The sequence below is a fragment of the Pseudoalteromonas sp. SR41-8 genome (genome assembly GCF_014163915.1).
Classification (GTDB): Bacteria; Pseudomonadota; Gammaproteobacteria; order Enterobacterales; family Alteromonadaceae; genus Pseudoalteromonas; species Pseudoalteromonas rhizosphaerae.
Genome location: NZ_JACJEE010000001.1, coordinates 191429 through 217700, shown reverse-complemented (window position 1 = coordinate 217700; position 26272 = coordinate 191429). Strand labels below are relative to the sequence as shown.

29 protein-coding genes and 1 pseudogene are annotated in these 26272 nt (G+C 38.6%); 23 read left to right on the top strand and 7 right to left on the bottom strand.

What is annotated here, in order from left to right; translation table 11 throughout:
• Positions 1-24 precede the first annotated feature (24 nt).
• Complete coding sequence (locus H5162_RS00940) at positions 25-444, bottom strand: hypothetical protein (RefSeq protein WP_145242501.1); 420 nt, start codon at positions 442-444, stop codon at positions 25-27.
• A gap of 314 nt (positions 445-758) precedes the next feature.
• Here H5162_RS00940 and vgrG point away from each other — a divergent pair, with 314 nt between their 5' ends.
• The 7 genes from vgrG to H5162_RS00905 all read left to right on the top strand — a co-directional run bounded on the left by vgrG (position 759) and on the right by H5162_RS00905 (position 7811).
• Positions 759-4379: a type VI secretion system tip protein VgrG gene (gene vgrG / locus H5162_RS00935; RefSeq protein ID WP_182777378.1), complete on the top strand. Its 3621-nt coding sequence runs from the start codon at positions 759-761 to the stop codon at positions 4377-4379.
• Between the two features lie 2 nt (positions 4380-4381).
• The gene (locus tag H5162_RS00930; RefSeq protein WP_145242511.1) at positions 4382-4855 is read left to right on the top strand and encodes an SMI1/KNR4 family protein; all 474 of its coding nucleotides are present in this window, start codon (positions 4382-4384) and stop codon (positions 4853-4855) included.
• 99 nt (positions 4856-4954) lie between these two features.
• Positions 4955-5287 (top strand): immunity protein YezG family protein, encoded by a 333-nt coding sequence (locus tag H5162_RS00925; RefSeq protein WP_182730839.1) that lies wholly within the window; start codon positions 4955-4957, stop codon positions 5285-5287.
• Between the two features lie 33 nt (positions 5288-5320).
• The gene (locus tag H5162_RS00920; protein WP_182760629.1) at positions 5321-5665 is read left to right on the top strand and encodes an immunity protein YezG family protein; all 345 of its coding nucleotides are present in this window, start codon (positions 5321-5323) and stop codon (positions 5663-5665) included.
• 383 nt (positions 5666-6048) lie between these two features.
• Complete coding sequence (locus tag H5162_RS21300) at positions 6049-6702, top strand: hypothetical protein (RefSeq protein WP_259398161.1); 654 nt, start codon at positions 6049-6051, stop codon at positions 6700-6702.
• Between the two features lie 14 nt (positions 6703-6716).
• The gene (locus H5162_RS00910; protein WP_182760628.1) at positions 6717-7322 is read left to right on the top strand and encodes a hypothetical protein; all 606 of its coding nucleotides are present in this window, start codon (positions 6717-6719) and stop codon (positions 7320-7322) included.
• A gap of 42 nt (positions 7323-7364) precedes the next feature.
• Positions 7365-7811: a DUF4303 domain-containing protein gene (locus H5162_RS00905; RefSeq protein ID WP_259398160.1), complete on the top strand. Its 447-nt coding sequence runs from the start codon at positions 7365-7367 to the stop codon at positions 7809-7811.
• Here H5162_RS00905 and H5162_RS00900 read toward each other — a convergent pair.
• A protein-coding gene (locus H5162_RS00900; protein WP_182777376.1) for an IS3 family transposase occupies positions 7736-8916 on the bottom strand; the annotation gives its coding sequence in 2 pieces (ribosomal slippage) (positions 7736-8658 and positions 8658-8916; 1182 coding nt in all). The two genes, H5162_RS00905 and H5162_RS00900, sit on opposite strands and share 76 nt — an antisense overlap.
• 47 nt (positions 8917-8963) lie before the next feature.
• On the opposite strand from H5162_RS00900, the gene H5162_RS00895 reads away from it, so the two are divergent.
• The 10 genes and pseudogenes from H5162_RS00895 to H5162_RS00850 all read left to right on the top strand — a co-directional run bounded on the left by H5162_RS00895 (position 8964) and on the right by H5162_RS00850 (position 15215).
• Entirely contained in the window at positions 8964-9212 is a 249-nt protein-coding gene (locus H5162_RS00895; protein ID WP_182760372.1) for a hypothetical protein, read from the top strand.
• A 31-nt stretch (positions 9213-9243) separates the two neighbouring features.
• A pseudogene (locus H5162_RS00890) lies at positions 9244-9579 on the top strand (DUF600 domain-containing protein).
• 386 nt (positions 9580-9965) lie between these two features.
• Positions 9966-10787 carry a hypothetical protein gene (locus tag H5162_RS00885; RefSeq protein ID WP_310736405.1) on the top strand — a complete coding sequence of 274 codons (822 nt, stop codon included), beginning with the start codon at positions 9966-9968 and terminating at the stop codon, positions 10785-10787.
• A 10-nt stretch (positions 10788-10797) separates the two neighbouring features.
• Positions 10798-11544 carry an immunity 49 family protein gene (locus H5162_RS00880; protein ID WP_259398159.1) on the top strand — a complete coding sequence of 249 codons (747 nt, stop codon included), beginning with the start codon at positions 10798-10800 and terminating at the stop codon, positions 11542-11544.
• Positions 11545-11577: 33 nt separating this feature from the next.
• On the top strand, positions 11578-12078 hold the full coding sequence (locus tag H5162_RS00875; RefSeq protein WP_182760371.1) for a hypothetical protein: 501 nt from the start codon (positions 11578-11580) through the stop codon (positions 12076-12078).
• Between the two features lie 32 nt (positions 12079-12110).
• The gene (locus H5162_RS00870) at positions 12111-12443 is read left to right on the top strand and encodes an immunity protein YezG family protein (protein WP_182760370.1); all 333 of its coding nucleotides are present in this window, start codon (positions 12111-12113) and stop codon (positions 12441-12443) included.
• Positions 12444-12504: 61 nt separating this feature from the next.
• Positions 12505-12747, top strand: coding sequence for a hypothetical protein (locus H5162_RS00865; RefSeq protein WP_145242522.1), 243 nt, complete (start codon positions 12505-12507; stop codon positions 12745-12747).
• 263 nt (positions 12748-13010) lie between these two features.
• Entirely contained in the window at positions 13011-13355 is a 345-nt protein-coding gene (locus H5162_RS00860; RefSeq protein WP_145242524.1) for a PEGA domain-containing protein, read from the top strand.
• Between the two features lie 155 nt (positions 13356-13510).
• Positions 13511-14140: a hypothetical protein gene (locus tag H5162_RS00855; protein ID WP_259397348.1), complete on the top strand. Its 630-nt coding sequence runs from the start codon at positions 13511-13513 to the stop codon at positions 14138-14140.
• Positions 14130-15215 carry a rhomboid family intramembrane serine protease gene (locus tag H5162_RS00850; protein ID WP_182777374.1) on the top strand — a complete coding sequence of 362 codons (1086 nt, stop codon included), beginning with the start codon at positions 14130-14132 and terminating at the stop codon, positions 15213-15215. The genes H5162_RS00855 and H5162_RS00850 overlap by 11 nt, the downstream gene beginning before the upstream one ends.
• A 50-nt stretch (positions 15216-15265) precedes the next feature.
• Here the strand turns inward: H5162_RS00850 and H5162_RS00845 are convergent, their stop codons facing one another.
• Together H5162_RS00845 and H5162_RS00840 are read right to left on the bottom strand one after the other, a co-directional pair.
• Positions 15266-16462, bottom strand: a complete 1197-nt coding sequence (locus H5162_RS00845) for an iron-containing alcohol dehydrogenase (protein ID WP_145242012.1) — start codon at positions 16460-16462, stop codon at positions 15266-15268.
• Positions 16463-16508: 46 nt separating this feature from the next.
• Positions 16509-16868 (bottom strand): DUF1294 domain-containing protein, encoded by a 360-nt coding sequence (locus H5162_RS00840; protein ID WP_145242014.1) that lies wholly within the window; start codon positions 16866-16868, stop codon positions 16509-16511.
• A gap of 52 nt (positions 16869-16920) precedes the next feature.
• Here H5162_RS00840 and H5162_RS00835 point away from each other — a divergent pair, with 52 nt between their 5' ends.
• On the top strand, positions 16921-17448 hold the full coding sequence (locus H5162_RS00835) for a hypothetical protein (RefSeq protein ID WP_182777372.1): 528 nt from the start codon (positions 16921-16923) through the stop codon (positions 17446-17448).
• 267 nt (positions 17449-17715) lie between these two features.
• Here H5162_RS00835 and H5162_RS00830 read toward each other — a convergent pair whose 3' ends face one another.
• Together H5162_RS00830 and H5162_RS00825 are read right to left on the bottom strand one after the other, a co-directional pair.
• Positions 17716-19836 (bottom strand): methyl-accepting chemotaxis protein, encoded by a 2121-nt coding sequence (locus H5162_RS00830; RefSeq protein WP_182732119.1) that lies wholly within the window; start codon positions 19834-19836, stop codon positions 17716-17718.
• A gap of 440 nt (positions 19837-20276) precedes the next feature.
• Positions 20277-20705, bottom strand: a complete 429-nt coding sequence (locus H5162_RS00825) for an organic hydroperoxide resistance protein (RefSeq protein WP_182732118.1) — start codon at positions 20703-20705, stop codon at positions 20277-20279.
• 125 nt (positions 20706-20830) lie between these two features.
• Between H5162_RS00825 and H5162_RS00820 the strand changes: the two genes are divergently transcribed.
• The 5 genes from H5162_RS00820 (at position 20831) to H5162_RS00800 (ending at position 24917) form a co-directional block, all read left to right on the top strand.
• On the top strand, positions 20831-21262 hold the full coding sequence (locus H5162_RS00820) for a MarR family winged helix-turn-helix transcriptional regulator (RefSeq protein WP_145242022.1): 432 nt from the start codon (positions 20831-20833) through the stop codon (positions 21260-21262).
• Positions 21263-21366: 104 nt separating this feature from the next.
• Positions 21367-22377 (top strand): zinc-binding alcohol dehydrogenase family protein, encoded by a 1011-nt coding sequence (locus H5162_RS00815; RefSeq protein ID WP_182777370.1) that lies wholly within the window; start codon positions 21367-21369, stop codon positions 22375-22377.
• 361 nt (positions 22378-22738) lie between these two features.
• Positions 22739-22969, top strand: coding sequence for a helix-turn-helix domain-containing protein (locus H5162_RS00810; RefSeq protein WP_182719062.1), 231 nt, complete (start codon positions 22739-22741; stop codon positions 22967-22969).
• Positions 22970-23033: 64 nt separating this feature from the next.
• On the top strand, positions 23034-24380 hold the full coding sequence (astB, locus tag H5162_RS00805; RefSeq protein WP_145242028.1) for an N-succinylarginine dihydrolase: 1347 nt from the start codon (positions 23034-23036) through the stop codon (positions 24378-24380).
• A 3-nt stretch (positions 24381-24383) separates the two neighbouring features.
• Positions 24384-24917 (top strand): GNAT family N-acetyltransferase, encoded by a 534-nt coding sequence (locus tag H5162_RS00800; RefSeq protein ID WP_182732116.1) that lies wholly within the window; start codon positions 24384-24386, stop codon positions 24915-24917.
• A gap of 253 nt (positions 24918-25170) precedes the next feature.
• Here the strand turns inward: H5162_RS00800 and H5162_RS00795 are convergent, their stop codons facing one another.
• Positions 25171-26025: a mechanosensitive ion channel family protein gene (locus tag H5162_RS00795; protein WP_145242032.1), complete on the bottom strand. Its 855-nt coding sequence runs from the start codon at positions 26023-26025 to the stop codon at positions 25171-25173.
• Positions 26026-26272: the final 247 nt, after the last annotated feature.

Here is a 26272-nt window from a genome sequence, read left to right as displayed (position 1 = left end):
ATTAGATATTTTAAAATTGATTATTCAGTTTTTACAAAGGATCTCTTCATAAACAGGGCAAATAACCCTGTTAAAACGCACTGACGCACAATCTGACCAGCGATTGTCATTTAAAATTCTAGAAAAAAAACCTGAACTTTTATTTTCTTGATTTTCAACAGCTAGAGACTTGATGACAACATGATCGATTGAAGATATTAATTTAGAATTTAAAACTATTAACTCTTGAATATAACTAGATATATTTTCATTAATTAAAATAATATTTCCATCGTTCTTTGGAGGATTATTCAAAAAGAAGAAAAACTGATCTATAACAGATTCAGAAAAAACACGATGTGCAGGAATACCTGTTTGATCAAGTAAAGAGGAGATGTTACAGGTTAGAGACCAAGCCAAGGAGTAAAGGCTATCAACCTGATTTATAAAATCTTTTTTTCTCATTTTATCATCCTTGATTTAACATAGTCAGCTTAAAGTTGCACTAACGCGGTAATTATTCAGTCCTTAGAATTAGCGCATGATACAAACATAATTGTTAAAATGTCAACCGAATTCAGTGCGAAAATACAACTATTTCTAACTTAAAGTTGTTCCCAATAAAAGCGACCACACCATATAATTTTAAAAATGAACACATTATGAACCTATTTGCATATAATCTAAATATCGTTGATTACAAATATTTCATTGATTATCGCTAGATTAATGTGTATTTTTACACGCATTATCGACCAAGGTAGCAAAAGGACAAGGAAATGTCTAAATCACGATTATTGTTAGATATTAATAATAAAACAATGAACGTAACTCAGGTAAAGGGAATTGAACGCTTAAATAAAAGCTTTGAGTTTGACCTGATTTTCGACACCCTCACTGATGAGCCTTTAAACGATTTATTATTACAATCGGCCTTAATTACATTTGTAAATAAAGACAATTACTATCGCCACCAAGCAGGCCTCATAACACAAAGCACCGATCTTGGGTTATTCAATAAAAAACGCCGCTATCATATCGTCATTAAAGATCGATTGAGTACGCTAAAAAACACCTCAGATAGCAAAGTATTTATCGGCGTTAATTTAAAAGATGTTTTACACTACATAGCATCACAAGCCGGATACTCTCAAGGTCAAGTAGATTTCAGAGTTACCCAACCGTTTGCTGATATGCCTCAGTGCGTACAAGCAATGGAAAGTAACTGGCAGTTTTTTCATCGTTTACTGGCTTCCCATGGTTTATTTTATTGGTTTGAAAGCAAAGACTCGGCTGAAATACTGGTGATAAGCGACAGTAATTTAAATAGTCCCTACCTTGAGCGCGGCGTTTTAGAAGTTACCAGTAGCGCTGGAATGAATAACCAACACAGAGAGCAATTTGTTGGCTTTATGCATGCTCAACTTACTGAGTCTATTTATAACAATACTGCAAACAGTGCAGCCTATGGGCAATTTAATACCGTTGCCAGCAATAGCCAATCATTCTTTGAACCCTGCGCGTTATCGCAATCCGCCGCAACTAATCAAGCACAAAATTTTAGTAATGCACTAGCAAGTTTAAATAAAGTTATTAGCTTAACCGGTAACGTATGTGATTTATTTGCGGGATGTTCGATTTCATTAAGTGATAACACCGGTATTGGTAGCAGTGGTGACTTACTCTGTATCGCAGTCGAGCACTACAGCGAGCAACCAAGTGACGAAAGTAGCCATGAAGGGCTCTCTAAATACAGTTGTAAAGCGCAATTCATTGAACGAGGCACCCCATTTAAGCCACTCCCTATTCCCCATCAAGCAAAACCGATGGTATTTCCTGCGAAAGTAGAATCACTGACCGGCAATGCATTTATTGATGACAACGGGCAATATCGAGCCCGCGTTGATTTTGACAAAAATGCCAGACCACTAACGCAGTCAAGCCCTGCCTTGCAAAAGTTAGCGCTGTATGCATGCCAAAACCAACCTCAGGCCACTGGATGGCACTTTCCACTCGTCGGTGGTTCAGAGGTACTAATAGGCTGTATTAACAACGACCCTAATCACGCCTACATTATGGGCTTTGCACTAAATAGCGATCAACCAAGCGTAGTAACCGCAGCCAATCCAACGCATAACCGATTATTAACCGCAGCCCACAACGAACTACTATTTGATGATGACGACAATGAGCCAAAAGTTATTTTACAAACCCTTGCCAGTGAACATTACTTTGAGCTAAACGCCAAACAGTCTGGCCGCCAATTCATAGAATGGATAAGCCAACTTGGGACGATAAACTTACACGCCGGGCGCGATTTATGCCTAGAAACCGAGCAAAACAATGTACAGTTTGTGATAAAGAACAATCAATTTATTGATGTTAAAAATGAACTCAAACAACAAACTAACAACGGCAATATCAATTACCAGAGTGCCGGCAACAACGCGTTCACAGGTAAAAAAATCGATGTAAAAGCTGACCAAGAGCTGTCATTAATTTCGGGGCGTGCGGTTAAAATAAACGCGCAAAGTGATATTTTACTAAAGACTAATAACAGTGATTTAAAGCTCAACGTACCAAATGGTTCAACGTTTTTACAAACCAGTAAGTCAATTAACATCACAGGCTCTGGGCAAGGCGATTTAATCATTCATAACGCCGGCGGCGAAATTAAACTCGATAGCCAAGGCAACGCCACCATCATCGCTACCAATATACTCACCCTCGACAGCAACATTGTCACCTTTGATGGGCCAGTTGATTACGATATAGAAAGCCCGCAAACAGCCAGTAGCCCAAGTGCCTCAAGTCCTGCGAGTATTAGCCGTATTAATGATGTAACCATAAATGATGCAGGCGTTGCTGCAACTACCGCCAGTGTGGTCGATTTAGAATACGTTTACCAAGACGGCAGCCCGGTTAAAAACGCGCCCTACACCATTACCTTTGATGATGGAACGCAAGCGACCGGGCAACTAGATGACAATGGACAAGCACAACTCAGCAATATTCCCAGCGGTCAGTTCAGTGTTAAATACGGCGAAGACAGTCGCGATTTTCAGCCTGAAGATAACACCACACCAAACCCGTTGTATGGGCAAATAACCACCGCCGATGCTGTGCACATGATCAATAGCGGTAACACTGCAAAACTGGAAGAGGCTGGCAATTTAGCCAACCAAGCAGGCGATTGGTTATGGGGCACACTGCAAGGTGACTTTAATAGAAACCCGAGTACATCACAAATCGTTGTGGGTACAATTATCTCGATGATACCGGTGGTTGACCAAATCATGGATATTCGTGATATTTGTGCAAATACCGTGTTACTCACCGATGATGACAAAGCCAATGACAGCGACGGTTGGATAGCCTTTACCCTAACCGCCATTGGTTTGGTTCCATTATTAGGCTCTGCTGTAAAAGGCGTGGGTAAAGTTGTAATTAAAAATAGTGGTGAGTCAATGGAAGCCGCTATTGCAGTGCTACGCAAGATAGGCAAAGGCGACCCAGTAAAATACTTACGGGAGATAAAATGGCAAAATTTAGGTAAACAAGCCGCCAGTGAAGTCAAAGCAATTATTAAAAGCTTTAGAGATACCTTGCAAGATATTTCAACCAGCTGGAAATACGACCTCCTACTGCCAGACTCGGCCATTGACGGCATGCAAGCCATGGTCAAACGACTTGATGAAGTCACCCCAAAAATAGACCAAGGCGTTAAAAACGCCGCAAACGAAATTGGCAATCGCGTAAACAAAGCCCTCGATGAATTTGAGCCACCGGCAAGCACGGGTGTAGTGGGCAAACCGAAGAAGACGGTAGCCAATGAGCTTGAGCCGCCGAAAGGGAATGATTTAAAGGGGGCTAAAACGGTTAACAGAAACACCGCTATTGACCCTAATAGTTTGGATAAAATAAATGATCTTGCCAGAAAACCTAAATTAACTCCAGATGGGAAAGTTATCCCTATTGGTGGACAACCCTCTGATGCAATTACAATTAGAAATAAGAATAACCTGGATGAAAATGGGTACTTACATCGAAAAGGCAAGAAATTACAGTATGATTCGAATGGTTTCCCCATATTTGACAGTAAATTTGATACCCACATACCTGATCGTCATATAACTTCGGGTAAAGCTACTGAACATTTTAAAGCAGCAAATAAAAATCTTGCTATGCAATTAGAAAGAAACCCAAGTTTAGCCAAGACGCTAGGATTAAGTAATGAACAAGTAGTACATATTATGAAAAAACCACCATCGAAAGATCCAGCAAAGGGTTTAACATGGCATCATCATCAAGATACTGGCAGAATGCAGCTTATTGATAGAACAACACATGACACTTTTAGGCATACTGGTGGTATGTCTATTTGGGGAGGAGGGTATTAATTATGTTAAAATGTGAACCGTATTTGTGGGAAGAAAATAAGCCAACTTACAATCCCGATTACTTAAAGGAACTTGAATGCGAACTTCAGATTAAATTCCCGTCAGAGTTTTTAAACTTCATAGAATTACACTTTGGAGATAAGCCATTTTATTCATCTTTTAAAGTAGGGAAAGGGCAAAGCTCAATCGCACACTTCCTTCATTGCCAAGAGTTAATAGATGATAATTTTGACATTTATAGCATCTCCGAACAAAAAGAAGAAATAGATGAATTTTTATCGAATAAAATAGTGCCTATCGCTATAACTTTTGATTCAAATTTAATCGCTTTTGATTTTCGTCATAAACTGACTGAGCCCGAAGTTATATTTATTATCTCTTCACAACTCGAAGATGGTGATAAAGCAATAAGAAATATTAGCGTAAATTTCCATGAGTTTTTAGCTATCCTAGAAGAAAATGACGACGAATTATGACCTAACAAAGCTAAAGCTAGCTAATGATGCTTTCTTGGATTCAATAATTAAAACAACTCCATCAAAGTAATTTTTTATTGCTATAGGGGGTTAATTATAATGAATAATGTTGATAATATTTACGAGAATATTGCAGAATATCTAGTACAGCAAATCACTGCTGATTGGAAAGAGTGCAAGGTTGAGGTTGAGTTTTTTGGTGATGCTGCTGAGTTTGATGCAACATATACAAATTTTGAGGATAAAAGCTTTGATTTAGAATCAGGGTATTACTTATTTAAAGAGTTCCAAAGTCTCTCTACGATAATGTCAGATAACCCAGAAATTAAATGGAATAAGGCTACCTTTACACTTGAGCCATCAGGCGACTTCAATATTGATTTTGAATGGGATCAAGAGCTGGCTGATGAAATTGAAAGTTATGATCACTAATAGATTCAATTTATCTATGGCTAAGGACAGCACATGCAACCAGACATAAAAAACATCTCGCATCACCTAGGTCAGTACCTTTATCAGCAAATAAAAGAGCCGTGGCTTGAAGCACAACTTATTTTAAATTGTGAAGATAAAGGTTTACTTGAATGCCAAGCTCACTTTAAAAAAGCCGATGACTCTAGCGAACAGCCGATTACCGTGACAGACGAGATAGTCGATTTATTCAACACCCTTTTTGAGAATGCCACTAAACACCAACCAGAAAACTGGACGCGCGCCATTTTTACTATTACACGGCAAGGTCAGTTCAACCTGAACTTTGAGCGTGATAATAATGATGATGACGTTATCACTGCACAGCAAACTTATTAAACAATATTGATTTACCCGCTCTTTAACAACATGGATGTTGTTAGGCTAGGCGCTAGAATCTTTTAAGATTAGCGCCCTAGCCTTTCATTAGCTTTTACTCCATAAACGCTTTAATACTCTGCTGTAAAAGGCGTGGGTAAAGTCGTGATTAAAAACAGCGGTGAGTCCATGGAAGCCGCTATTGCAGTATTCCGGCTCTTTACCCAACGAAAGTAGCCAAAGGCGACCCAGTAAAATACTTACGCGAAATAAACTGGCAAGACTTAGGCAAACAAGCCGCCAGTGAAGTCAAAGCAGTTATTAAAAGCTTTAGAGATACTCTTAATGACATTTCAACCAGCTGGAAATACGACCTCCTACTGCCAGACTCGGCCATTGACGGCATGCAAGCTATGGTCAAACAGCTTGATGAAGTCACCCCCCAAATTGACCAAGGGGTAAGAAACGCAGCGCAAGAAATTGGCAATCGCGTAAATAAAGCCCTCGATGAGTTTGAGCCACCGGCAAGCACGGGTGTAGTGGGCAAACCGAAGAAGACGGTAGCCAATGAATTAAAGCCGCCGAAAGGGAATGATTTAAAGGGGGCTAAGGTAGCCAATAGATCCATTGATGAATTATTAGTAAATGGTAAAGTTCCTTCTATAAGAAATAATAAATTTAATGAATGGTATAATAATTTGTCTTTAGAGGAAATGCGGTTACTTTGGGATGATAAAAGTATTCGCGAGAGTATTGAGTCTCGGATTAGAAAGCCCGGTGGCTACCACGAATGGTATATGGTCGCTAGAACACCAAAATTTAAAGAATGGGGCCTCCCTATGGAAGAAATAAAGCGGGTTAGAACAAAAATATCTGAGTTGAAATGGAAAGTACCTAACAGTAGCACCCTAGGTATGCATGGAAAAAAAGGGTCTGGAACCTTTCACAAAGAATTACTAGAAATAATTGACAATAGTCAATCTCTAGATCAATTTCATACACAGTTAGAAACTTTAATTACTAGATGGAAAATAGATCCTTCAGTATTACCTAAATAAAATAGTGAGAACTTATGGATAATTTAATTAAAGATTGGAAATGCTTTTGTCAAGGTACACAAGAATTTGATAAGTCCCATTTCACTTATATATTTCATGAGGAAGGAATAATTAATAACGTTAATCAGATAACACAATTTCTTCCTGAACAAGAGAAGCTAACTCAAGTAATAGAGAACGTTTTATCAATTAAAGACGTCAAAGGAAGAGCCAATATTAGCGATGAAGCAATCGTATCTCATGCCAAAGACTTTATATTAGAACAAGTTAATTTATTAGAAAATCTGGATGATGAACTCCGAAGTGCAACAGATAATTTTGAAATTAAATTTGTAACGCCTACTGAGTTCGAGTCTCACATAGATGACGATATTCCACATTATTGGCTTTTTGATGAGTTTGGAGATTTAATTAGAGACTCAAAAAGAAATGATAATGAAGTAACATTTGCGTTTTTTGAAGCCTTGTATGGAATTGACAATGACTATTATTTAAGTTGGTACATTGCTGCACCTTTACTTGAAATTAAAATAAATTTAAGTAGCTATTATGAACTGTGGAAAAACAACTGCCAGATTTTATTGTTAAAAGATAAATTGTTAATATTAAAGAATACATAAAGTATTAGAACAATGGGCAACAATATCGAAAGGCAGAACAATATGGATCTTGAACAAGAAAAAAATCAACTTGTCGAAGATCTAAGTGATATTTATAAAGCGCTCTTGAACAAGTTGATTCACAAGTATAAAGATATAAATTCAATAGCTATTCATTGTGATTCAGGCTTTAGTGCATTTGGCTTTTCTTGGAACTCTAATGATTATTTGGAAAAGAAAAAAGAAAAATTTCCTGAAAGCGATTGGCTAATAATCAAATACTCTGTATCTGAGTGGAATAATATTTTTTACGAATATGAGGCATTTAACGACATCAATGAAAAAATAGAAGAAATATTTGATGAGCTATATGATGAAGATCTAACTGATGAGCAGATAACCCAATTTTTTAGCGAAATAGCACTTTGTAGTGGTCAACTAATTTTGGCCACAGTTTTAGAATCTTGGTATCTAACCTCAGATTCATTTGGTGCTAAACCTGCATTATAATGATGTGGTCTAACATTGTTGTAATATCCGTTGATATAATCACTCACACTATATTTAGCTTCTTCAAAGTTTTCATATCCAACTTTTGGCATCCACTCCGTTTTAAAGCTTCTAAAAAATCGTTCCATTGGCGCATTATCCCAACAATTTCCGCGCCGACTCATGCTTTGTGTGATTTTATAGCGCCATAAACGTTGGCGATACTTCAAGCTTGTATAGTGGCTTCCTTGGTCTGAGTGAAACATCAGTCCTGTCGGTTTTCCTCTGCTTTCATACGCGAGTTCAAGCGCTTTTAGCGTTAAGTTAGTATCTGGCGACAATGACATTGCCCAACCAACGACTTTGCGTGCAAATAAATCAACAACGACCGCTAAATAAGCCCAGCGATTGCCTATCCAAATATACGTCACATCACCGCACCACACCGTATCCGGCTCAACAACATCAAACTGCCTATCTAGAAAATTCGGGATTTCAAGGTGCTCATTACCACCGCGTTTATATTGATGTTGTGGTACTTGGCAGCTCTCTAGTTTTAGTTTAACCATCAGCTTAGCGGCGCGATAACGGCTTAATTCAAAACCGTTATTCGTTGCAATTGCTGCGATTGTCCGTGCCCCAGCCGAACCGCCACTCATTGCATGTATAACTTTAACTTCCGCTTCTAACCTTACTTGCTCTGGTGTCGATGTTGTATCCCGTATGGCCCAATATTTATAGCTGCTGCGATGCACATTGAATACGCTACACAACACGCTGATTGGGTAACGCTCTCGTTGATTTAATTTCTCAATTAACGAGAATTGCTCAGGGAGTCGGACATCAAGAGAGCGGTAGCCTTTTTTAATATATCCTTTTCTAATTCAATGCGTTGGATTTGCTTTTTAAGTTCGCGGATTTCAATTTGTTCAGGCGTCATTGATGAAGCCAATGGGGACTGGCCATTCCGTTCTTGCTTTAATTGAGTTACCCACTTACTTACAGTTGATTTACCAACCCCCATAGCTTTAGCTGCATCTTCTTGCGTGTAGCCTTGATCAACTACAAGCTGAGCTGTTTCTAATTTGATTGCAGCAGAATACGTTGCGCGTTTTAATTTCGTCATTTTTTCACCCAAATTTGTATGCTTATTAGCATAACATTTCTTTCTTAATGGGTGGCCAAATTAACTATGCCACTACACTTTACGTACTCTTAGAAATTAGAAAAGTAGTTTCTGATCACCCCACTCCATTTATTTCATTACAATTAAGTGATCCTAGTGATACGGAAATCGATTTAATGAAAAAAATCAACCAACTAATAGATAATGAAGATAAATCTCCTGAGTTTGAAACGTATTTAGAAAAAATAAGGTGGTGTGGAATAACCTTATTTAATAGTTTTGGCGTTCTATCTTAACTATAACAATTTATAACGCTAAGGACAGCATATGCAACCAGACATAAAAAACATCCGCCAACAACTCGGTCAGTACCTTTATCAGCAAATAAAATAGCCGTAGCTTGAAGCACAACTTATTTTAAACTGCGAAGATGAAAGCGTACTTGAATGCAAAGCCCATTATCAAACAGCAAATGACTCAAGTGAGCACCCAATCGCTGTTTCTAACGAAATAATCGAGTTATTCAGTACTTTGTTTGAGAATGCCACTAAGCACCAACCCAAAAACTGGACACGCGCTATTTTTACTATTAATCGCCAAGGCCAATTTAATCTCAACTTTGAGCGTGAGAATACCGTTCATGAAGTAATCACTGCGCAGTAAATGCACTAATTAATTACTTAAATTCAAGTAAAAAATAAACCCGCTCTTTAACAACATGTATGTTGTAAAGCTGGGCGCTACAGTCTTCAAAGATTAGTGCCCTAGCCTTTCATTTTTGCACAAGTAAATTCGAGTCTACGCATTCGTGGCAGCGGGTTTACCCCGCGACATAATTCCCCCGCAGCCCACAACGAATTATTATTTGATGATAAAGCCAATGACAGCAACGAATCGATGGAAGCCGCTATTGCAGTGTTCCGGCTTTATACCCAACGAAAGTAGGCAAAGGCGACCCAGTAAAATACCTGCGCGAAATAAACTGGCAAGACTTAGGCAAACAAGCCGCCAGTGAAGTCAAAGCAATTATTAAAAGCTTTAGAGATACCTTGCAAGATATTTCAACCAGCTGGAAATACGACCTCCTACTGCCAGACTCGGCCATTGACGGCATGCAAGCTATGGTCAAACAGCTTGATGAAGTCACCCCGCAAATAGACCAAGGGGTAAAAAACGCCGCAAACGAAATTGGCAATCGCGTAAACAAAGCCCTCGATGAATTTGAGCCACCGGCAAGCACGGGTATAGTAGGCAAACCGAAGAAAACCGTTGCCAATGAACTAGAGCCGCCGAAAGGGAATGACTTGAAGGGGGCTACAGCGCTTAAGCGAGTCAGAAACCCAGCCCTTGATGCCCATTATAAAAACTTAGCGGCTTATGAAACGGCTTATAAGAACAAACTAGATGACGCTATTAAAAATGGTGATTCAAGCCATCGCATTGGTGCATTTAAAGCGAAGCTTACCGAAGTTAAAGGTGAACGTGCAGCAAGTGCCTATATGGCACAACACTTTTATAAGCCCGCGCCACCTGCGAAAATGGAGCTAGGCTTTGGTCCGGGCCCCGGTTTTGACCAAGTATGGGCTAAGCGGGATAAAAATGGCAACGTGCTAGAATACTTTATCGTTGAAGCTAAGGGACCTGGCGCCGAGCTCACTAAAGGAGCTAAGAAAGGCGATCAAATGACCACGAAGTGGATAAAAAATACAATTAAAAGCATGAGAAAATCCAAGAAATATCCGGCTCAAAATACACTAGGCAACGACTTATTCAATGCGAATGACTTAGATATACCGTTAAATAAAATTGTTATTGAAGCCGTTGAAAAAGGCGGTCAAGTCGTCGAAGGAAAATTACAACCTTTACCATAGAGAATTGATAATGCTACAGTTAAACCAACTATCAATAGAAAATATAGAAGAAAACATCTCACGTGCAAACAGCCATTTGGCCGCATGGATAGAGCGTTTTCAAGATAATACTAGAACCCCTGAACAAAATAAAAATAGCGTATTTAAAATAACCGATTTCTATTTTATGCTTGCATACGCTAAATACGCACTCGAAGAGCACTCAGAAGTAAAACCCAATTTTGAAAAAGCAGCACCGTTTGCTTTTTTATGCGGCTTCGACCCTAAATTAAAAACGAGTAATAACGATTGGACTATTCAACAAGAGCTAAATGTTGTTCTTCTCTTTGCTGAGCAGGATGTTTTAGAAAAGCTTAAACACAGTGAAATAAAGTTATCCAGCGTTCAACATCAAGCAAAACTCCAATACGCTGAACTATTAAAAGCGATTGGTACAGGCCAAACTATTAATAAAGATGATGTTGAGGCTGCTTTACTTGAAGCCAAAAACACTAAAGACAAAGATGTACTGCAATATATACTTCCTTTATTAGAAGCAATCTCGGCCTTAGTCTCAGGTGATGAATTACGTTGGCAAACTAGTATCGACAAAGCCATAACTTGGCATAAAGATGAATGTAAATTTGGTGATTTAAAAGATATGGAAGAAGGCTTTATCTGTTTAAATGCTCTTACTATGGCAAAGTTAGGCAAAGACATGCATGGTTGGCAATGCCAAACCGATTCACTATATTTACCTTTATTTTTAATTGATTAGTTTCGATAATCACACAACACGAGCCTATTATCTATGAGCAGTTTAATTCACCTATTACTTATTGACGAAGATAGTTACCCCACTACGCTTGCCGATGATGATGAAAGCAAATACCAACAGTTATTAGAGATAACCCAAAATGAAGCCATTCATTGGCAATCTATCGAAATAAATCTGCGCGGCTTTGAACCAGCACTGCAATTATGGGACGCCATCGCAGGTAATAGCCGTTTATTATTGATTGCTAGCTTTAATTTTTATCCTCACAAACTACTCCGACCCGATGCGGATATCAGCGGTAGCTTTGGTTTTTTTCCTGCGGATATGGTTAAAGATTTATACGCGATAATGGAGGAAGAATACAATTTTGATATTAGCAACTTAGAAGGGCAGCAAATTATTGCTGAAATTGAAAAGGATGGAGACGATGAAGTAAACCCCGAAGCCTATGAGCTAGTTCGAGATAAATACTTTGTAACCTTTAGAGATGCGGCTGAGCAAGGTAAATCTATCGTCGTACTCATTGAGCAATAATTAACTTATATAGAAAACGCTAAGGACAGCACATGCAACCAAATATTAAAAACATCCCACAACAACTTGGGCAATACTTGTACCAGCAAATAAATGAGCCATGGCTTGAAGCCCAGCTCATTTTAAATTGCGAAGATGAAAACGTACTTGAATGCAAAGCCTATTATCAAACAGTCGACGACTCAAGCGAACATCCAATTACCGTGACAGACGAGATTGTCAATTTATTCAAACAAGTATTTGATAAAGCAACAAAGCACCAACCAGAAAAATGGACGCGCGCTATTTTTACCATTAATCGCCAAGGCCAATTTAATCTGAACTTTGAGCGTGATAATAATGATGATGACGTTATCACTGCATAAAATACACACTAATTTAAACGCGTAAATTACGCTAATACAAAAAACACTAAGGACACAAAACATGGATGTTAAGAAAAACACCCGCAGCAAGCTAAGCCTAACCGCCTTACTTTTTTCAAATAGATTTATCAAAAGCCCTATTATTCGTATCGCGATCATCTTCGCCATTATTATCGCGTGTTTACTAATGATCAAAGTGGCCATAATGGCCTTTTACATCACTGTATTTATGCTAGTCGCTTTTTTAATATTGGGTACGTGGCAACGATTTACTAAGCTTAAAAAGAGCAAAACCCTAAACTAATATTTATTATAGTCATAATGAAACTGTTTCTTTTATTGCTATAAACATAATAAAATAAGGAAAACTGGTATTTTTTGCAACTATGATTTGAACCTCATCCTTATACATACTAAAATGCCATTTGATTTATAGTTAAAGTAAATATAAAAGTCATGGAAGACTCTAGTAAATACATAATCCTTCCTATTGTTATTCCATGATTTTTCGTTGCTAAAAGTGATATAAACAAAGATGTTTATAATGAACAATTTAATGGAGTAATTATGAAAAAATTAAGTGCGCTGGTTGCTATAGTGATGCTATCAGGTTGTTCAAGTAACCCTAAAGTTGAACAACAGACGGCTTCTGCTGAGCAATCTGTTGTCACCACAGAAGAAGTAAACAGTGCAATATCACTGACCGTTATTACTTCTCCTGATGATGCCCGTATTCGCATAATGAATATAAAGCCGAAATACCAAGCAGGTATTGAACTCGATGAAGGTAAATACGACATCGAAATTACTAAAGACGGTTACTTAACCTATAGAAAGTGGGTTACTGTTGATAAGAAAACGATCCTGACTATCGAGTTAGATCAAATTGAAGCAAGCCAATCTGCATTATGACACCACTGATGGCAAGTTTATTCTTGCCATCACCAATTTGTATTGCCTGTGTTAAAAATTAAGTATAGTTTCCATAAAAAGTAATTGTCGTATTAAAAAAATCCCCGTATCCTGTTGCGCTTATTAAATGGACAGTAAAAATAAGGATATGAATTTTGGAGTCATCACAAAACCACTCTGACCAAGCAAATACACCTCCTCGAATACCTAACGTACTGAAAAAAGTTGATAATAAAGAGCTAAAAAGTACTAGCTTTTGGTTGAACCAAGTGTTTTTAGTACTTTCAACTATTTTTGGTGTTTACTTAGCTGCGCAAAGCGGTTTAGAGCAAGCACTAAAATTTGATTCATATAGTAAAATGGAGGATAACTATTATTTGCGTACTTCATTATATGATGAAGTAAATGATAATTTAGAGAATATAAAACGCTATTCGTTACTTTTAGCCAAAAGCCCACACACAAGTGAACTTGAATATAATAAACCCACGCTTGAAAAGTATATTTGGCAAACTATGCAGTACTCACCAACAACTCTTGAAACTCCGAGTATATTTCTAACACAAATTCGTCGTTTTTATAGTCGTGCTGAGTTTGTCATTGATGCGGCGTTAAAGCGTAAAATGTCTGCGCGCCAAGCGTCAATTGAACTAAATCAAATTGCCGATATTATTGAGCAACAAACATTACCTCAACTAAAAGCTAGTGCATTAAATTTACAACAAGAATTACAACAAAACGATATTATTATCGGCTCATTGAAGGAGGCTGATAATGCCAACTAAACGCTGCCCTCACTGCAAAGATCACCCTTTGGATGTTACTCATTATCAAGGTGAAGAGATAGATATCTGTCGCGAATGCGGTGGCTTATGGTTTGAAAAAAACGAAGTTAACCGGATGATTGCCGAAATCAACGAAGGTCCTATTGGTGAAAAATACGAGACTCATTTTGGTGAGTCATTAGGTATTTCTAAGCTAGACTGTCCCGATTGCAGTAAGAACCTTGAGCGCTTTCATTTACTCGAAGATTTTCATACCGAAATTGATGTTTGCCGTCATTGTGATGGCAGTTGGATTGAAAAAGGTCAATTAGAAAGCGTTGAAAACAGCCCCGAGCTCAAAGCAAGCCTAGACAAGCTAAACCAAAAAGTTAGTTGGAAAACTTATCTGTTTCAATTTTTAACGCAAATGCCCGTTGAATATAACCTAAAACCAAAACAAACGCCGTGGGTTACTCGCGGTTTAATTGCACTCAATGCCATTGTTTTTGCCTTGTATTTTTTCAATTCAGACGCATTCAGTGCCACCCTCGAATTATTTGCAATGAATCCAAGTAAGATCTCTCAAGGCGAACATTTATGGAGCGTGATTACCTGTGTTTTTTTACACGGCTCAGTAATGCACCTTATTGGTAATATGTACTTTTTATACATTATTGGTGATAACCTCGAAGACGTATTAGGTCATAAAAAGTTTTTAATATGGTATATGGTATGCGGTTTGGCAGCGTCTTTTGCTAGCTTTATCTTTGATCCCAGCTCGATTATTCCAAGTGTCGGGGCTAGCGGCGCAATTGCAGGGCTATTTGGTATGTACTTAATGTGGTTTAGGCACGCCAGCCTAACTTTTATGTTTATCATTTATCAAAAGAAATTATCTGCAGTGTGGTTTTTTGTAATTTGGTTAGGGATCAATATTTATGGCATGATTGCAGCACCTGATGGTATCGATTATGGCGCTCATATAGGTGGCTTTATCGCAGGGTTATTGATCGGCTTTGCTCTTAAAGCAAAAATCACTGCACAAAATCCTATAATTGAATTATTAAATCAACCTGAAGCACAGTTAAAACGCTAATTTAACGCTTAAACCTTCCCTATCTGTGCTGATGGGAAGGTTTTCATTTATTACGTATCACTCACTACTTTATGAATAATGGCTTGGCATTGAGCTACGTTCATAAATTTTGGTACTGGATAGTCCCAGTTAGCCTCTACAATTGCAGCATCAGCAAGCTTAGGTATATCAGCTACTTTTAGCTCTTTTAAATGACGAGGGATAGCTAAATCAATAAGTAACTGCTCTAAGGTGTTTAATAGTATTGCTGCTTTTTCTGCTGGTTTTTGGTGTGATTGTGTTAATTGGCAATGATCAGCAATAGCCGCCAGCTTTTTATCTATACTGGAACCATAAAATTTCAGCACATGCATCAATACCACACTATTTGCTAAACCGTGAGCTGTGCCGTATTGCGCGCCAAATTGATGCGCTATAGCATGCACATAACCTACAGATGTTCGGGTAAACGCTTGTCCTGCATAAAATGAAGCGAGTAACATATTTTCCCGCGCAACTAAGTCATTACCATTTTTATACGCTGTTAATAAATTTTGTAAAATAAGTTCGATTGCCCGCAATGACTTGTCATCACTAAAAGCAAGGCCATTAGTGCCTATGTATGCCTCAAGTGCATGCGTGAGTGCATCGATACCTGTAGCTGCGGTAATAAAATCAGGCACCGTTTGTGTTAGCTCAGCAATTAAAACTGCATCACTTGGTACAAGAGCAAAGTCAGTGGCGGCATATTTTGTTTGCATTTGCGGATCGTTTACCACCGCAGCAACGGTCGTTTCTGAGCCAGTACCTGCAGTTGTTGGAATAGCACATAATGGGGGAAGTTTTTTCAGTACTTTAAACAAGCCTTTTAACTGCTTAACTGATTTATTAGGTCTTACTGCACGTGCGCCAATTAATTTGGCACAGTCAATTACTGAGCCGCCACCAACGGCGATAATACTATGACATGTGTATTGCTGATAAAGTGCTAAACCGCTTTCAACATTGCTAATCGTTGGATTAGCATCAACGTCACTAAACAGCTGCCAAGAGATTGCCTGCTCATCCAGCAAAGCTAAAATGGGAGCAACAACGCCTAAATTTTTTAACGTATTGTCAGTTACAACTAACACAGGTTTATTAGGATTAAGTAATGCAAGCCATTGCTTAAACCCGCTATAACCTTGATACAAACGCGGATCAGGAATACCAATAAAAATAACAATACATTTTAAAATAAAATGATAGCAGCGATATAAAAAATACATAAAATCAGACTTTTGTTATTTTTAGGTTACCTGATAGTGCATCAATTTAAAGCAATTGCCAATAATAGGCAGCCCCTAATACAGAAGTATTTATAATGATAGTGAGCCAAAGTACCGCAATAAATGCACGTTTTTGTGATTTATGTCTTAACCATTGCTGAGCGATCAGTGCTCCCGGCCAACCACAAATTAATGCTAAAATATGTAAACTACGTTCCGGCACTCTAATAGGCTGATCTGTTGACTCTATCGCCAAACGCTTATCCCATTTATAAACTAAAAACGTAATACTGCTCATAGTACAGTAAACACTGGCGACCAAATATGGCCAATAATCAAGCAGCCCACCAATCACTAATACAACTAGAAAACTAACAGAAAAAAGCAATAATGTTTTTTTAATCAACGGACTCTCGCCTATACTACAATTTGAAAAACTAATAATGATAGGCACGATTATGTCATACCTAAAAACACTTTTACTATCTTTTTGCTTTATCTACGCTGGTGCTATTAGTGCACAAACGATTGACTTAGCACCAGAGCTTGAAGTATTTAAACCTTACCTCGGCACATGGCAAGCTGATTTCAATGTTGCCGATAATAAGCCAAAGATTCAGGATGTAAGTCGCTGGGAGCGAGCCCTCAATGGGAAAGCAATTCGTACCCTTCACTCAATTAATGAAGGTGAATATGGCGGCGAATCAATGATATTTTGGGATAGTAAAAAGCAGTCATTAGTTTTTTATTATTTCACTACAGCAGGCTTTTATACTCAAGGGATATTGAAAGTATTGAGCCCTACGCAGTTTGTAGCATACGAAACCGTAACAGGTTCAAAAGAAGGCATTACAAAAGTAAAATCAACCAGTGATTTTAAAGATGAGCAGTTTGTTGTCTCTACCTCTTATTTAAAAAAGGGTGAATGGACAAAACCTGAAAAACGTATTTACACTCGCAGTAACAAACAGGTTATTTTTAAATAGAAACGGCATAAAAATAGTCGAGTAAATCGATTTGCTGGACTGATGATTTACGTATAAAAGCCATACCTAATTTGAAAGAGGTAGCGCGTTGAAATATTTTGCCGCTCTTTGGTTTGTATTATTTTGACAGCTGAATTAGGGGTGGACCTAGTTTAGAGTTGATAATGTAACTCAAACTAACCACGCCGAAGTGGCGTGGCTAGTTTGTGAGCGACAGGTTAAGTTATACCGGTTTTATACAGAACCAAGTTAATCACATTGGAGGTATTATGTTTTCAATTTATTCAATTCATCGTCTTGTTGTGCAACAAGCTGATTGAGCATTTGACTACCATCGCCAGCTTGAGTTGATAAATCAGCAAGTTGTGATGCAGCATCGGAGATCAACGTTAAATTACGATTAATTTCTTCAGTTACAGAACTTTGCTCCTCTGCAGCCGTCGCTATTTGGGTGATCTGATTAGTTATCTCTTCCACTTTAATTACCACACTGTGTAAAGCATCAAAAGCAACGGTAGTTTCATCAACTGCAGTTTGTGCTCGCACAACTCCTTTTTCAATCACTGTTGAGGCATTACCCACTTCAAGCTGTAAGTTGTCAATTAAGCCACTAATGTCATCTGTTGACGCACGAGTTTTAGATGCCAGAGCACGCACTTCATCGGCTACGACAGCAAAGCCTCGCCCCTGTTCACCAGCGCGAGCTGCCTCAATCGCAGCATTAAGTGCGAGTAAATTAGTTTGCTCTGAAATAGTGCGGATCACATCTAAAATTTGTGTAATATCGTTACTACGCGCCGCCACTTTGGCTACGGCTTGATTGGCTTGCTTTATTTCTTCAGACATAGTTTTCACTTGTGATACCGCAGACGATAAACTCGCTTCGCTACTGACCACTAATGAATTAATTTCATCCGCTTGCTGCGCTGATTGCTCTGAAGCACGGGCAACTTCAAGTGCAGTGGCACTCATTTCATTCATTGCCGTTACGACACTTTCAATTTCTTGAAACTGAGCTTGCACATTTTGCTTAGTATCAACGGCTACATGTGCGGCAATTTGTGCCTGCTCCTTAGTTTGCCCTGATACATCTTTTAATTGCGCAATTAAATCACGTAACTTTTCCAAAAACGCATTAAACCCAACAGCGAGCGCAATTAACTCTGCATGAGTGTCAACCGTTAACGTTTGTGTTAAATCCCCTTCACTACTGGCTAAATTATCAACCCGTAACTGAATTTGTTGCAGCGGCGCCACGATGCTTTTGACAACTAAAGTCATAATAATAAATGCAGCGCCAGCAATCACTAACCCAGATATTAAAATTAACCCACCAAGAGTGTTGGCATTATCTTGCATACTTGCACTGAGCTGCTGTGGTCCTTGTAGTGCAAGCTCTGCAGGTACTTCTACTAGCAAAGTCCACTGACGACCAGCAAGTTTAATATCTATTGGGTAATTGACTAAATATTCATTTTCGCTCTTTTGTACTCCAGAGCTTTCTTTCAAACTAGTATAATTTTTTAACACCGAGGCAGAGACTGCTTCTTTTAGCGGACGACCAAGTTTGTCTTTGTTATGACTGCTACCCACAATTAAATCCATCGAACTTAATAAGGTAACTCGCGCCTGACCATTATATAATTCTTTTGATAACTGCTCGGTCATAGTTTGAAAAACTGGCAGTGTAATATCAACGCCACTGAGGCCAATAAACTTACCGTCGCGCAGTATTGGCACAGTCAAAGATGTCATCATTTCCGAATTGCCGGGGGAGATTTCGTACAAGTAGGGTTCCATAATGCACGGTTTTTTAGTGTCTTTAGCACATAAGTACCACTCAGCCTCACGTTGACCAAATTCGTTTAAAGTCGTAACGTATTTTTCTGCTGCATCTTCAACAACTTGCTGTTCAATCACACCTTCACGGCTGCGAGTGAAGTAAATCTCTAAGGTGCCTTGGCCTGCGACTGAATGATCAAAACCACTTTTATATTGTTGATCGTTACCATCAAAACCATTAGCTTCAAATTGCGAGTAGATTGAAGAAAGTATCGAATTACCTTCTATAATAGAGCGATTAAGCTGTACCACCGAATCACGTGTTAAAGCATCTTTAGCCGATTCATTACCAAGTATCGCAGCGAGTGAAAAAGGCACTCGATATGCTTCGTTGATAAACCCTGCGATTTTTTCACCGTACACTGCAGCATTACTGGTGAGCTTTTCTTCTACCTCTGTAACTATCAATTTTTCAGCTTGTGCTGATAACACTTTATTGCTGCTTGATAATTGCCACCAAAGCACACTCGATAGCACTACAACGGTGATAAAAATACTACCTAAAGTAAGCCATAGTAACTTTTTCGCCAACGCTAATTGCCGCATTCCACTTATCCTCGAATTAAAACTACGTTTACATTCTAGTTCAATTATTCATAAGTTAATCAATTTTGTTGAAAAAAACCGTATTAATGGATATTCCTAGACCACTCAACCTAACCAGTGGTTAATAAACTTTCCCGATAACAAAGCCAATTTAGACATCGAGTTGATCATTACTGAACTATTTGTGTTAATGCTTGGCAATGACATACATGGTTTAACATACTGAAATAGTATTAATATACAATGATATAAGTGAGGATATTGATTGTCGGGTAGCGCAAACTAAGGATTACAAATTTTAGTACAGATTATCACAATTGCGCTTCTTGGTTATAAATGGCGCTCTAAAAAGCTCATGGTTATAAATAAAAGCCACAAAAAAGGCGCATTTAAAATAAAAATGCGCCTTTAAAAATATAAATTATTAAATTTACAATAAGTTAGATAACCGACAATTCAATTGCGATATTACCACGAGTAGCATTTGAATATGGGCAAACTTCGTGTGCTTTAGCCACTAACGCTTCTGCGGTGTCTTTATCTACATCACCGACAAAAACAGCTAATTTTACAGCGATACCGAAACCACCTTCGATTGGACCAATCGATACTTCTGAATCAATGCGGGTATCAGCAGATAACTTAACTTTAGCTTGGCCTGCAACTAATTTTAATGCGCCAATAAAACACGCTGCATAACCCGCTGCAAACAACTGCTCAGGGTTAGTGCCTTGACCATCATCGCCACCTAACCCTTTTGGAGTTGAAAGTGCCACATCTAAACGGCCATCGTCTGATTTTGCAGTGCCCTCGCGGCCACCCGTTGCAGTTGCTTTAGCTGTGTAAGCGACTTGTAGTAATTCTTTCATAATGTTTTCCTTATTTAAGGTTGGGACTAAATTTATTTTGCATGCAAAATAATAAAGTAGTTTATTGATCATTGCAAATATTTTGCATGCAAATTAAAATGCAGTGTCATCATTCGAGAGCTACTATGAAATATCCACAATTGAAATTAGATAATCAAATTTGTCATCGTCTGTATATGGCCTCCAATTCAGTGGTACGTGCCTATCGAGATGCACTAAACGAACTTGAACTGACCTATCCACAGTATGTGGTGATGATGGCGCTCTGGGAAGAAGATGAGATCAGTATTGCACAGCTGCTGGAAAAAACCGCAATAGATGGCGGCGCCATGACACAAATTTTGAAAAAAATGACCGATAAAAGCTTATTAGCCGTGGTTAAAGATGAAACAGATAAACGTAAGCGAGTCGTAAAGTTACACAAACAAGGCATACAGCTGCAACAACAAGCAGCGAATATCCCTGAGCAAATTCGTTGCCGTTTTCCATCTATTACGCAGCAAGAAGCCACACAACTAATTACTTTACTTGATAAACTCAATACTGACTTAAGTTAATTATCAAAAATTTTGAGAGAGATTCGTGTATATATACCCCACTCTTTTTCTATTATAAAACTGCGTTATAGTGGGTGCAGCAAAACAATTTAACGGAGCAACTCATGAAAGCAATTGGATACCAAACAGCAACCAAAACACTTAGCAATCATTCTTTCGAAGCCATCGAGTTACCTATTCCAACAGCATCCGGTCACGATTTATTGGTCGAAGTAAAAGCAATTTCAGTTAATCCTGTCGATGCGAAGATCCGCGCAAATGTTAGCCCTGAACAAGGTCACAAAGTCATTGGTTGGGACGCTGTTGGGATCGTAAAAGCTGTTGGTGATAAAGTAAGTTTATTTAATCTGGGCGACCGGGTTTATTACGCCGGTGATTTAACTCGCTCAGGCAGTAATGCTGAATTTCAACTAGTTGATGAACGTATTGTTGGCCGTGCGCCTACTACCTTGAACGATGCCCAAGCTGCTGCGTTACCGCTAACCAGTATTACAGCCTGGGAATTACTGTTTGATCGTTTGCAAATATCACGTTCCAACAATGCAAAACCAGCTTCATTATTAGTTATTGGTGCCGCAGGCGGTGTTGGCTCAATTTTAGTGCAGTTGGCCAAACAGCTAACCAACTTAACGGTGATAGGCACTGCATCACGCGTAGATAGTGTTAGCTGGTTAAATGGGCTAGGTGTTGATCAAGTGCTTGATCACTCACAAAGCTTAGATACACAACGAACAGAGCATAACCTTGCTGAATTTGATTATGTCGTTAGCCTCACTCATACCGAGCAACATCTTGATGAAATTATTAAAGTGATTAAACCACAAGGTAAATTAGCTTTAATAGACGACCCAGCAAGTTTTGATATTTTAGCGCTCAAGCGCAAGAGTATCTCACTGCATTGGGAGTTTATGTATACTCGTTCAATGTTCCAAACTGACGATATGATAGCGCAACATCAGTTACTTACTGAATTAGCAGAGCTAGTTGATAACGGCATCATTAAAACTACCTTAGGCCAACATTTAGGGAAAATTAATATAGAAAACCTGCTCAAAGCGCACGCAATATTAGAATCTCATCAATCACGCGGTAAGCTGGTACTTGAAGGGTTTTAAACTTACTTAATATTATTGCGCGCTCATCTGAACGCGCAATAATTCCCCTTCTGCTCCAGCAAAGTGCAAAGCCATCATTATTTTTCACTACATTAGTGCTTATACTCAATCATACAACAACGAAAAAACCTTAAGCTATTGATTTGTTTTAACTAAAAATAATTATTCAGACTGGCACAGATCTTCCTTACAAAAGAGTAACTCACTAATCTGAGTTTTATCTTCATTTACCTCGTCTACAGGGAGCGAGCTATGACTAATATTTATCATATGTTGTATTTACTATGGCGCTTAGATATAAGCATTTGGCATATTCACCATGCCAATGATCCTCACACCACCGCAGAAAAGGAGCGTGAATATGTTAAGTAACTACCCGCACTTAGATGAAGCGCTTAAAAAGTTGTCGGTGCATCAATTAACAATTAGCCAAGCCTCCGAGCACTATGATTTACCCAAACGAGTGATCTATAAAGCACTGCGTCAACAACAAGCAAAAATAGCACAGCAAAAAAGCTACCTACTCGCAGCACAAAAACGTTTGCAACAAAACTTGCAGAGCGTAGAACTAGAATTAGCTAATTTTAATTAACCTACTACTGATTATTTTCTGTATAGTTTAAATACACTAAAATTAGTAAAATTGCAGGATAACTATGACAGCTGTAGAAGTTAATTTTGATGGCCTTGTAGGCCCGACTCATAACTACGCGGGATTATCATACGGTAACGTAGCATCATTAAATAATGCGGCAAGTTACTCCAATCCAAAAGAGGCGGTACTGCAAGGCTTAGCGAAAATGAAAGCTATGCATGACTTGGGACTAACTCAAGGGGTATTTGCCCCACATGCCCGCCCTGATATAAATGTATTGCGTCGTTTAGGATTTACAGGCACTGCTGAACAAGTGATCAGTAAAGCGTTTAAAGCTGATCCTGTTTTAGTTCGCGCATGTTATTCAGCATCATCAATGTGGACTGCCAATGCCGGCACTGTATCACCATCAGCCGACACACTTGATGGCAAAGTTCACTTTACTGCTGCTAATTTGAATAACAAATTTCATCGCTCCCTTGAGCCTCAAACAACAACACGATTACTTAAAGCCATGTTTAATAACGAAGGCTACTTTAGTCATCATACCCATTTGCCAGATCAAGGTTTTTTTGGTGATGAGGGCGCGGCTAACCATACTCGCTTAGGCGACGAGCATGGTGTTCAAGGTTTGGAGCTGTTTGTATATGGTGCCAGCGCATTTAACAGCGCACTGCCTAAGCCAGTTAAATTTCCTGCAAGGCAGACACTTGAAGCATCACAAGCAATATGCCGACTACATCAGCTAAAACCATCTAGCCAATTAATGATTCAACAAAACCCTGAGGTGATTGATCAAGGGGTGTTCCATAATGACGTAATCGCGGTGGGTAACGCCAATGTATTACTCTGTCACGAGCAAGCTTTCTTAAATCAGCCTATCGCCCTACAACAAATAAAAGATGCATATATTGGCGACAAAACACTGCATATTATTGAGGTGCCAACAGCCAAAGTAAGCGTGCAAGATGCTGTAACTAGCTATTTATTTAATAGCCAACTGGTTAGTTTAAACAATGGCAAAATGTTACTGGTTGCTCCACAAGAATGTAAAAACAATCAGGCAGTTAACAGTTATATTGAAGAAATGATCCTTGCAGACAATCCAATTGATCAAGTGCAATTTTTTGATTTAAAACAAAGCATGCAAAATGGTGGTGGCCCTGCTTGCTTACGTTTACGTGTAGCGCTAAATCAGCAAGAACTCGCGGCAGTCAATCCTGCCGTTATTTTAAACGATAGTAAGTACCAACAACTATGTGATTGGGCGAATAAGCACTATCGTGACAAACTTAGTAATGATGATTTTGCAGATCCAAACTTGTTACGTGAAAGCTGGCAAGCGCTGGATGAATTAACTCAACATCTGCACCTAGGCTCTGTGTATCCATTTCAATTAGAAGGATAAACCATGCAAGATACAAGCGTTGTAGATACGCAAATACATAAAATCAGTTCACTAGCGGGATATCAGCAATCGCTAAATCATTTACTGGTTGATAGCGTTAACAATGGTGCATCGATTGGTTTTATCGCGCCATTGACGCGCGCACAAGCAGATCACTACTGGCACAGTATTGAATGCGATTTATTAAATGATAGCCGCGAATTATTTGTTATCACCGAAGGATCTGAGGTAATTGGTGCAGTGCAATTATCGTTGTGTCAAAAAGCTAATGGCGCTCACCGCGGTGAGGTTGAAAAGCTAATGGTACATAGCCAATACCAAGGCCAAGGATTTGCAAAACAACTTATGCATACCCTTGAAAAAAGTGCGCTGCAGCAACAATTAAAACTACTGGTACTGGATACCCGCTTAGGCGATATTGCCTCACTTTTATATGAAAAATTAGGCTATATAGAAGCCGGTGAAATACCACAGTTTGCCCTTAGTTCATCGGGCGAATTACAAAGTACTGTACTGTTTTATAAATTACTTAAGTGAGTTAAATTCGTCAATCGCTTACAACCTTATAATGTTATCAGCAGTCACTTCGCTTTTGTAACCTACCATAAAGGCATTTACTATAACGTTTAAATCGCTGCTAATACGTTGACAGAACAGATAAAATGGGATCAAGTAGACGAACTTATCAGCATGTTTTCAATGAGCACAAAAAGAAAACGCCAGTCAATATTAATTAACTGGCGTTAAGCTGACAGATTGCTATTTAATATATTAAATCACTATCTGTTATTTACACATCCTTGTTAACGGTTATTGCCGATGCCATCGACTCCGATATATGTAACGTACGCTGCGGAAATGGAATTGTCAGCCCTGCTTGCTCAATAGACTCTTTTACGCGTTTATTAAGATCCCAGACTGTTTGCCAATAATCACCGTTAACTGTCCACGCACGTAATTGAATATTCACTGAGCTTTCAGCTATCGATGTCACCATCACCTTAGGTGCTGGATCCGCTAATAATCGGCTTTCTGATGCGGCTATTTCTTTAAGTACATTTAAGCCATCATCTATTGAGTCAGCAAACGAAATACCTACTACAATATCCATGCGTCTTTTACCATTGCGAGTGAAATTTTTAATATTACCACCCCACACTTTGCCATTTGGCGAAGCGATATATAGGCCATCATTGGTTTTAAAAATAGTTGTAAAGAGGTTAATTTCACTCACAGTACCCGTTGTGCCACTGGCATCAACAAAGTCACCAACTTTAAATGGCCTAAGTATTAATAACATAATACCTGCGGCAATATTACTGAGGGTATTCTTTAACGCAAGGCCAATCGCAAGGCCAGCCGCCCCCATAAGTGCTATTAAACTGGCTGTATTAACACCAAAAATATCTAAAATAAACAACCCTGCAATGATATACACCAAGTAGCCCAGCACACTCGATAAAATTGGTAGTAAGGTTTTATCCATTTTCTTAAGAGGCGACTTAGAGTTTTGGATCGCTCTTTTAACAGAGCGCGCAATTAGAGCACCAGCTATAACAATAGCCAACGCTAGAATCAGTTTATAACCTAGAGTCATTATGGTTTCTGAATGATTTTGCCAAAACACTAATAACTTATCTTTCACTGTTTATTTCCACTAAGTAATTGCTGCAATTGAGCAAGGTTTAACATAGCTTACACAAGGTTAAAACCACATTGTTATAAGCCAATAAGTGTGAGCTGCTATAACCATTTGCGATTTGTAGCCTGCTAAAAAATAAGCTGGCCTCAAAGCGAAACCGCGCGATTATATAGCATAATAAATATAAACCTAACTTTTTATTTTAATCTTTAAAAACAATTAAAAATCATATAGTTAAATCAAACCAGCA

Excerpts from the sequence above, each read along its gene's own strand:
- H5162_RS00845 (WP_145242012.1), bottom strand. The coding sequence starts at position 16,462 with ATGTATTTTTTATATCGCTGCTATCATTTTATTTTAAAATGTATTGTT.
- H5162_RS00830 (WP_182732119.1), bottom strand. The coding sequence starts at position 19,836 with ATGCGGCAATTAGCGTTGGCGAAAAAGTTACTATGGCTTACTTTAGGT.
- H5162_RS00850 (WP_182777374.1), top strand. The coding sequence starts at position 14,130 with ATGCCAACTAAACGCTGCCCTCACTGCAAAGATCACCCTTTGGATGTT.
- H5162_RS00860 (WP_145242524.1), top strand. The coding sequence starts at position 13,011 with ATGAAAAAATTAAGTGCGCTGGTTGCTATAGTGATGCTATCAGGTTGT.
- H5162_RS00870 (WP_182760370.1), top strand. The coding sequence starts at position 12,111 with ATGCAACCAAATATTAAAAACATCCCACAACAACTTGGGCAATACTTG.
- H5162_RS00895 (WP_182760372.1), top strand. The coding sequence starts at position 8,964 with ATGGGTGGCCAAATTAACTATGCCACTACACTTTACGTACTCTTAGAA.
- H5162_RS00800 (WP_182732116.1), top strand. The coding sequence starts at position 24,384 with ATGCAAGATACAAGCGTTGTAGATACGCAAATACATAAAATCAGTTCA.
- H5162_RS00905 (WP_259398160.1), top strand. The coding sequence starts at position 7,365 with ATGGATCTTGAACAAGAAAAAAATCAACTTGTCGAAGATCTAAGTGAT.
- H5162_RS00910 (WP_182760628.1), top strand. The coding sequence starts at position 6,717 with ATGGATAATTTAATTAAAGATTGGAAATGCTTTTGTCAAGGTACACAA.
- H5162_RS00930 (WP_145242511.1), top strand. The coding sequence starts at position 4,382 with ATGTTAAAATGTGAACCGTATTTGTGGGAAGAAAATAAGCCAACTTAC.
- H5162_RS00825 (WP_182732118.1), bottom strand. The coding sequence starts at position 20,705 with ATGAAAGAATTACTACAAGTCGCTTACACAGCTAAAGCAACTGCAACG.
- H5162_RS00815 (WP_182777370.1), top strand. The coding sequence starts at position 21,367 with ATGAAAGCAATTGGATACCAAACAGCAACCAAAACACTTAGCAATCAT.
- H5162_RS00940 (WP_145242501.1), bottom strand. The coding sequence starts at position 444 with ATGAGAAAAAAAGATTTTATAAATCAGGTTGATAGCCTTTACTCCTTG.
- H5162_RS00865 (WP_145242522.1), top strand. The coding sequence starts at position 12,505 with ATGGATGTTAAGAAAAACACCCGCAGCAAGCTAAGCCTAACCGCCTTA.
- H5162_RS00810 (WP_182719062.1), top strand. The coding sequence starts at position 22,739 with ATGTTAAGTAACTACCCGCACTTAGATGAAGCGCTTAAAAAGTTGTCG.
- H5162_RS00820 (WP_145242022.1), top strand. The coding sequence starts at position 20,831 with ATGAAATATCCACAATTGAAATTAGATAATCAAATTTGTCATCGTCTG.
- H5162_RS21300 (WP_259398161.1), top strand. The coding sequence starts at position 6,049 with ATGCAAGCTATGGTCAAACAGCTTGATGAAGTCACCCCCCAAATTGAC.
- H5162_RS00835 (WP_182777372.1), top strand. The coding sequence starts at position 16,921 with ATGTCATACCTAAAAACACTTTTACTATCTTTTTGCTTTATCTACGCT.
- vgrG (WP_182777378.1), top strand. The coding sequence starts at position 759 with ATGTCTAAATCACGATTATTGTTAGATATTAATAATAAAACAATGAAC.
- H5162_RS00880 (WP_259398159.1), top strand. The coding sequence starts at position 10,798 with ATGCTACAGTTAAACCAACTATCAATAGAAAATATAGAAGAAAACATC.
- astB (WP_145242028.1), top strand. The coding sequence starts at position 23,034 with ATGACAGCTGTAGAAGTTAATTTTGATGGCCTTGTAGGCCCGACTCAT.
- H5162_RS00920 (WP_182760629.1), top strand. The coding sequence starts at position 5,321 with ATGCAACCAGACATAAAAAACATCTCGCATCACCTAGGTCAGTACCTT.
- H5162_RS00925 (WP_182730839.1), top strand. The coding sequence starts at position 4,955 with ATGAATAATGTTGATAATATTTACGAGAATATTGCAGAATATCTAGTA.
- H5162_RS00875 (WP_182760371.1), top strand. The coding sequence starts at position 11,578 with ATGAGCAGTTTAATTCACCTATTACTTATTGACGAAGATAGTTACCCC.